Origin of the sequence: Streptomyces fuscigenes, assembly GCF_021556455.1 — a bacterium.
Lineage (GTDB): Bacteria > Actinomycetota > Actinomycetes > Streptomycetales > Streptomycetaceae > Streptomyces > Streptomyces fuscigenes.
In genome coordinates this window covers 1-6,561 of the sequence record NZ_JAKGCV010000312.1, presented here as the reverse complement: position 1 = coordinate 6,561, position 6,561 = coordinate 1, and the positions used below count along the sequence as shown (strand labels likewise).

The following is a 6,561-nucleotide window of genomic DNA, read 5'->3' as shown; positions in this document are numbered from 1 at the left end:
TTCGGATTCCCTTCCGGGTTTCCTCCGGGCGTTCCCTTCGGTATTTCTTTGTCCTGCTGGTCTTTCGTGTCCTGCTGTCTTGCGTCTCCGACTCTATCAGACTCTTTCGTGTCCGATTCCCCGTCGGTCGGGGTCCTGCTTTTGTCTTTCCGGCCCTTTCGCTCGGCCGTTCCGACGTTCCAAACTCTAGCCGATTTCCCGGGGGACTCCTAATCGAGCCCATTCGAGCTTGTTTTCGGCACGCCGAAAACATTCCCGCTCGGGAGGTCGTGCTGGTGTTGGTTTGCCGCTTCCACTCGAGCGGCGGGAGGGTCGCCGGGAACCGACCGGCTCCGTGGCAACTCGAAGAACCTTACGGACGGGTCGGGGCTCTGTCAAGCACGAACTGCCCGCCCCTCGCGGGCATCCCGCCCGCCGGCCCGCCGGCCGTCCTCCTCCGGGCCCGGGCGGGTTCAGTCCTCGTCCGGATCGAGGTCCTTCAGCCGCCCGCCGGCGTCGGGCTGCGCGTCCTCGACCCGGCGCAGCAGCCGGATGAGGACGTCGCCGAGGACGCCGCGCTCGTCACTGGAGAGGTCCTGGAGCAGGTCCTCCTCGAAGGCGGAGGCCATGCGCATCGCCTCGAGCCACTTGGCGCGGCCCTCGTCGGTGAGCTCGACGATCACGCGGACCCGGTTGTTCTCGTCCCGGTCCCGGGTCACGAGTCCCTCGCTCGCCATCCGGTCGATCCGGTGGGTCATGGCCGCGGGCGTGAGGCCCAGGCGCTTGGCGAGCTCGCCCGGGCCCAGGCGGTACGGGGCACCCGCGAGCACGAGGGTCTTGAGGACCTCCCACTCGGTGTTGCTGATGCCGAGCTCCGAGACCTGCCGGCCATAGGCGACGTTCATACGGCGGTTCAGCCTGCCGAGCGCCGAGACCACCTTCTCGACCTGCGGGTCGAGGTCCTGGAACTCGCGCTGGTAGGCCGCGATCTGCTCGTCGAGGCTCGGTTCCCCGGGCGGCGGCAGAGCCCCGGCTCCGTCGGGTGTGTCGGACATCGCCCGAGTATCCCACGGTCGCGCTTGGCGTTTAAGTACTTCTGGTTGTACTGTTGAACTTCTAACTTTAGCTTTGAAGTCTTCACCTCTGAGGACTTCTCCTCTCAGTACTACGTCATTCAACCTCTTCGTCCGCCAGCGCATGCCTGCCAGTGCATGCCTGTCAGGGGAAGAGGCGGTGACCTTCGACCACAGGGCGGCCCCGCCGCCCTCGACCCGGGGCGGTGAGTTGTGACCGAGGCGATGAGCACGGCGATGCGCAGGATCCAGACGGGGAACGTGCTGAGCGCGTTCGGCCTGGGCTTCACCGTCCCCTACCTCTACGTGTACGTGGCGCAGGTCCGCGACCTCGGCTCCGGCACCGCGGGCGTCGTGCTGGCGGTGTTCGCGACGGCCGCGCTCGCACTGCTGCCCTTCACCGGCCGCGCCATGGACCGGCGGGGCCCCGTGCCCGTCCTGATCGCCGCCGCCGTGTTCGCCGCGGCCGGCGCCATGTCGATGGGCCTCGCGTCGAGCGTGCCCGCCGCCCTCGCGTCCGCGGCCCTCCTCGGCGCGGCGACCGCCGTCATCCAGCCGGCGCTGTCCACGCTGATCGTGTGGTGCTCCACGCCGTCCACCCGGACGCGGGCGTACGCCATGCAGTTCTTCCTGCAGAACCTGGGCCTCGGCATCGGCGGGCTCGTCGGCGGGCAGATCGTGGACCAGGGCAGCCCCGGCACCTTCACGCTGCTGTTCGGCATCGAAGCGGCGATGTTCCTCGTCCTGGCGGGCATCGCCGCGACCGCGCGGCTGTCCCGTCCCGCGCCGTCCGGCGCCGAGCCCGCGGCGTACCGGAGGTGGTGGGAGGGGCTGGCACCGGAGCTGAGGGACGCCTACATGGCCGACTGCCCGGAGCTCATCGGCAACCTGGACGGGATCCCGGCGGCCGTACGGGACCGGGCCAACCGCGCACGCCTCGGGGACCTCATCGCCGAACTGGGGCGGCGCGACGACGAGGACGCCCGCACGCGCCTCGCGGGTCTGCGCGGCATCGAGGCCCAGCTGGAGTCCGGCGGCCATCCGCCGCTGTTCCTCCTGGGCATCGGGAACGAGGGCAACGGCCGCGCGATCGTGTCGTTCGGCAATCCCGACACCGCGCGGAACGTCTCCGCGTACGTACCGGGGCTGGGCACCTCGCTGGACGAGGACTTCGCACACGGGGACCTGAAGCGGGCGCGGGACGTGGCGCTGGGCGCGGCCAGGCTTACGGGACGCCCGGTCGCCTCAATCGCGTGGCTCGGTTACGACGCCCCGCAGGGTGTGGGAGTGATGGGTACAGGCGCTGCTGAATCCGGAGGCGTCGCCTACAACCGCTTCATGAGCGGCCTCGTCGCCACGAACCAGTACGAAAACCCGCATCTCACGGCGATCGGCCATTCGTACGGTTCCCGCACGGTCGGCGCGGCCGCGCGGCACCCCGGGGGAATCCCTGGTGCGGACGACATCGTGCTGGTCGGCAGCCCGGGTGTGGGGGTCGACCGCGCGGAGGATCTGGGGGTGGGGAAGGGGCACGTCTTCGTGGGAGCCGCGGAGAACGACCTGGTGACCAAGCTGCCCTCGCCCCGGGAGGTGGAGGCCGGGACCGCCGGCTACCTGATCGCCGGCCCGGTGGGGGCCAGGGCCGCGGGCCACCTGGCGGACCGGGACGACGACGACCTGTGGTTCGGGCGGGACCCGGCGAGCAAGGCGTTCGGCGCTCGTAGATTCGCTGTGCCTGATGGGCCACCAGTTCTCTCCGACGGTCTGGTCCCGGCGCATTCGGAGTACTTCGAGCGTGGCAACGGCATCTCGTCGGGCGATGCTGTGGCGCTGATCGTGGCTGGTAAATCCGACGAGCTGAAGATGGCGGCGCCACGATGAGGGGACTGCGGCGGTTTGCTCCCGGCTTGGCTGTGATCGCGACGGTGCTGAGCGGATGTGGTGGAGGCGGACGGGGTGTGCCGATGGATGACGGAAAGATGAACATGCAAGAAGCGGCGGAGCGAGCCGATTTCCTGTTGGACGGGACCCTGCAAGCCGTCAAACCGGGCGTTGCCTGGTCTCACGGCGTGACGACGACCGGGAATTGCGAGGTAACGAGGCGTCGTGTCGTGATGACGCAAATCTCCGAGCAACGCCGTGGCTCCTTCCTGGGACTGGTCGACCGATATTGGCGATCGACCGGATACGAGATCACCGCTGTCAATAGAAGTGAAGCGAACCCCGCGATCTACGCAAACTCCGCGGACGGCTTTGAACTGGGACTCACATTCGGGTACAAGGGCCAGGCCTTCCTGGAAGCTGCCACCCCTTGTGTCCGGAAATCCGAAGTCGCCGAACCGGCCACACCTGCCAACGCGCCTCGGCCCGAGTGGCCGATCCCGAGGCCTGACACGCACGACGACTTCTGGTCATCCACCGACGCTCTTCCGTCGTCCTCGCGCTCCGCCCTCTGAGTGCCGCCCGCCCCGCCTACACTGGCTCCGGGCCGCTGGAGAGGGGTGTCTGACGGTGCGTAAGGCGTGGCTGGTCGGCGGCGCGGTGGGCGGGTGCGGGGCCGGCTTCGTGGGGTTGCTCCTGGTCGGCACCTATGTGGCCGCCTCCGGGATCGCGGGCGGTGCCGGAGCCGCGGTCGGGCTCGCGACGGGTGCGGTGCCGGCGGCGTACAAGCCGCTCGTGCAGCGCTTCGGCAATACGTGTTCCGCGATCAGCGAGCCTCTTCTCGCGGCGCAGCTGTACCAGGAGAGTGGCTGGAATCCGACGGCCAAGAGCCCCGCGAACGCTTTCGGCATGGCGCAATTCCTGCCCTCGACGTGGGCCACGCACGCGGTCGACGGCGACGGGGACGGCGACCGGGACATCTTCGATCCGGCGGACGCCATCGCGTCGGCCGCCGCCTACGACTGCGAATTGGCGAAGAACGTCCGCCGTGTGCCCGGCGACGTGACCGCGAACATGCTGGCGGCGTACAACGCCGGGACGTACGCGGTCATCAAGAACAACGGCGTGCCGCCGTACAAAGAGACGCAGGACTACGTCAAGCGCATCACCACGCTGGCCAAGAGTTTCGCGAAGCCGGTCGGGCGGGTGCCGCCGACCGCGCAGGCGGCGGGGGCGATCAACTTCGCGCAGGGCAAGCTGGGGCTGCCGTACCTGTGGGGCGGCAGCGGCACGGCCGCGCAGGGCGGCCGCTTCGACTGCTCCGGCCTGACGCAGGCCGCGTACCACAGCGTCGGCGTCGAGCTGCCGCGCGTAGCGAACGACCAGTACAACGCGGGGCCGCACCCCTCGCGCGACGAGTTGCTCCCCGGGGACCTGGTGTTCTTCTCCACCGATCTGACCAACTCGCGGGCCATTCACCACGTGGGCATCTACGTCGGCGGCGGGTACATGATCGACGCGCCGCACACGGGCGCGAAGATCCGGTTCGACAAAATCGACTCGCCCGACTACTTCGGGGCGACCCGGGTAACCGAAGCCGGAGCCGCGTCGCTGCCGAAGGACCTCCCCACGTCCGTGTGAACCGGACACCCCTCAGGACCTCACTCTGCGTCAAGTCGTGGCCCTGAGCTGGGGTGATGGGTCACTCTTCGATAACGTCATGGTGATCGTTCGGTGGATTGCGGAACGTACGCTCGGTGCAGGCCGTTCCCTGGACTGACTGCCCGTTGTCGCTGCGCACATGTCATGTGGTCCATGTCACGTGCCGGGCGGCGGGACGCACGGACGAACGGCCGACAGGCAAGGGCGAGGCAAGAGGCAAGGGGCCGAGGCAGATGGCTGTACTCGCACTCGACGGTTCGAACCCCGACATCAGCCTGCTCTACGACATCAACGGGCTGGCGAAGGGCGCTCCGTCCTGGTTCGACCGCGCCGTGGCGTTCTTCGGCGACTACGGCATCCTCCTGGCGCTGGTCGTCGTCGTGCTCGCCTGCTGGCTCGCGGTGCGCCGGCGCGGCTCGGTCCGCGACTCCGTCAGCGCCGTCGCGGGGCTGCTCTGGGCGCCGCTCGCGGCGGGGGCCGCGCTGCTGCTGAACGTGCCCGTGCGCGGATTCGTCGGCCGGCCGCGGCCGTTCGTGGACCACAAGGGCGTCGACGTCCTGCTCTCCGGCCAGCACGGCTTCTCGTTCGTCAGCGGCCAGGCGACGCTCGCCATGGCGGTGGGGGTCGGGCTGTTCGTCGTGCACCGCAAGTACGGCCTCGTCGCGATCGGCCTCGCCGTGCTGGAGGGGTTCACCCGCGTCTACCTCGGTGTCCACTACCCCACGGACGTGATCGGCGGCTTCGCCCTGGGCACGGCGGTCGCGCTGCTCCTGACCCCGGTGGCCATGGCGGTGCTGACGCCGCTGGCGTCGGCGGTCGCCGCCTCGGGGCGGTTCGGACGGCTGGTGCGCTCGCGTCGCGCGGGCGCCGGCGGGGACGCGACGGAGTCCGAGGCCGGGAGCGACGAGGACGGCGGCCCGACACCGTATCCGGCCGACACCCGCGGACTGGGCCTCAGCGACACGCGGCCCGACGACACCAACCTCGCCGCCTGAGCGGCGCCTCCACCCGCTTCCGCCTCGACTCGCCCCCCGAGCCGCCCCGGCCCGCCCCCGAGCCGCTCGCAACTGGCGCCGCCCGGCTCCGCCCGGGGCCGTTGGCCGGGCCCGCAGCGTGCCGGTGCCCGGGCCCTCAACGTGCCGCCGGGCCGCCCTCCTCCCGCGCGCTCACCACCACGTTGGCGTCCCAGTGGCCGTCCGGTGCGATCACGCCGCCGCAGGTGATCAGCCGCAGCTCGGGGTCGGGCGTCGGCCCGTACACCCGTGACGTGGGGAAGTGGCGCGTCGCGTACGTGTCGACGCGTGTCACCCGGAAGACGATGCGGGTCCCGTCTCCGCGCTCCACCTCGACGCGGTCGCCGGGCCCGAGCCGGCCGATCCTGGCGAACGCGCCGTCGACGAGCCGCGTCGCGCCCACCCGCCTGCCGGCCACGTACGTGTTGTCCGGGGCGTCCCGGTGCCCCACGAACACCGCGGGGCCCGGCTGCCCCGGCCGGGGCCCCAGCGCGTACCAGCCCGCCTCCGCCGCGTCCGCGAAGCCGGGCACCTCCAGCGCGCCGGTCGCGTCCAGGCCCAGGGGGATCACGCGGGCGGTCAGGCCGAGCGCGGGGACGCGCAGGCGTACGGGCGCGCTGTGCGTGTCGGTCACCCGCATCGGGCGCGGGGCCGCGGTCGACTGGACGGGCGGCCGGGAGGAGTGGGCCGGCCCGCCCGTCAGCGCGGGGAAGAGGCGGAACGCGACCGCGGCCGCCAGACCCGCCGCTGCGAGCGCCAGGAGCGCCTTCGGCGTCCTGCCCCGCGGAAACCCGCGACCTCCGCGACGCCCGGGACCTCCGCGACATCTGCGACGCCCGCGACGCCCGTGATCCCGGTGGCCCCCGGGACCCCCGCCGTCCCCGGCCCGTCGCGTCACGTCCCCGGCCCGTCGCCTCCCGCCGCCGTGGCCGCGCGCCGCACCCTGCCCGGAC

The 6,561-nt window shown here is 71.2% G+C and carries 6 protein-coding genes; 4 read left to right on the top strand and 2 right to left on the bottom strand.

Annotated elements, in window-relative coordinates; all coding sequences use genetic code 11:
* Positions 1–452: 452 nt before the first annotated feature.
* The gene (locus L1885_RS20930; RefSeq protein WP_235798707.1) at positions 453–1,034 is read right to left on the bottom strand and encodes a MarR family winged helix-turn-helix transcriptional regulator; all 582 of its coding nucleotides are present in this window, start codon (positions 1,032–1,034) and stop codon (positions 453–455) included.
* Positions 1,035–1,277: 243 nt separating this feature from the next.
* On the opposite strand from L1885_RS20930, the gene L1885_RS20925 reads away from it, so the two are divergent.
* The 4 genes from L1885_RS20925 (at position 1,278) to L1885_RS20910 (ending at position 5,590) form a co-directional block, all read left to right on the top strand.
* Positions 1,278–2,933 carry an MFS transporter gene (locus L1885_RS20925; protein ID WP_235798706.1) on the top strand — a complete coding sequence of 552 codons (1,656 nt, stop codon included), beginning with the start codon at positions 1,278–1,280 and terminating at the stop codon, positions 2,931–2,933.
* Between the two features lie 32 nt (positions 2,934–2,965).
* Positions 2,966–3,508, top strand: a complete 543-nt coding sequence (locus L1885_RS20920; RefSeq protein WP_308117366.1) for a hypothetical protein — start codon at positions 2,966–2,968, stop codon at positions 3,506–3,508.
* 55 nt (positions 3,509–3,563) lie between these two features.
* Entirely contained in the window at positions 3,564–4,574 is a 1,011-nt protein-coding gene (locus L1885_RS20915) for an NlpC/P60 family protein (protein ID WP_235798704.1), read from the top strand.
* A gap of 254 nt (positions 4,575–4,828) precedes the next feature.
* Positions 4,829–5,590 carry a phosphatase PAP2 family protein gene (locus L1885_RS20910; RefSeq protein WP_235798703.1) on the top strand — a complete coding sequence of 254 codons (762 nt, stop codon included), beginning with the start codon at positions 4,829–4,831 and terminating at the stop codon, positions 5,588–5,590.
* Positions 5,591–5,726: 136 nt separating this feature from the next.
* Here the strand turns inward: L1885_RS20910 and L1885_RS20905 are convergent, their stop codons facing one another.
* The gene (locus L1885_RS20905; protein ID WP_235798702.1) at positions 5,727–6,242 is read right to left on the bottom strand and encodes a sortase domain-containing protein; all 516 of its coding nucleotides are present in this window, start codon (positions 6,240–6,242) and stop codon (positions 5,727–5,729) included.
* Positions 6,243–6,561 lie beyond the last annotated feature (319 nt).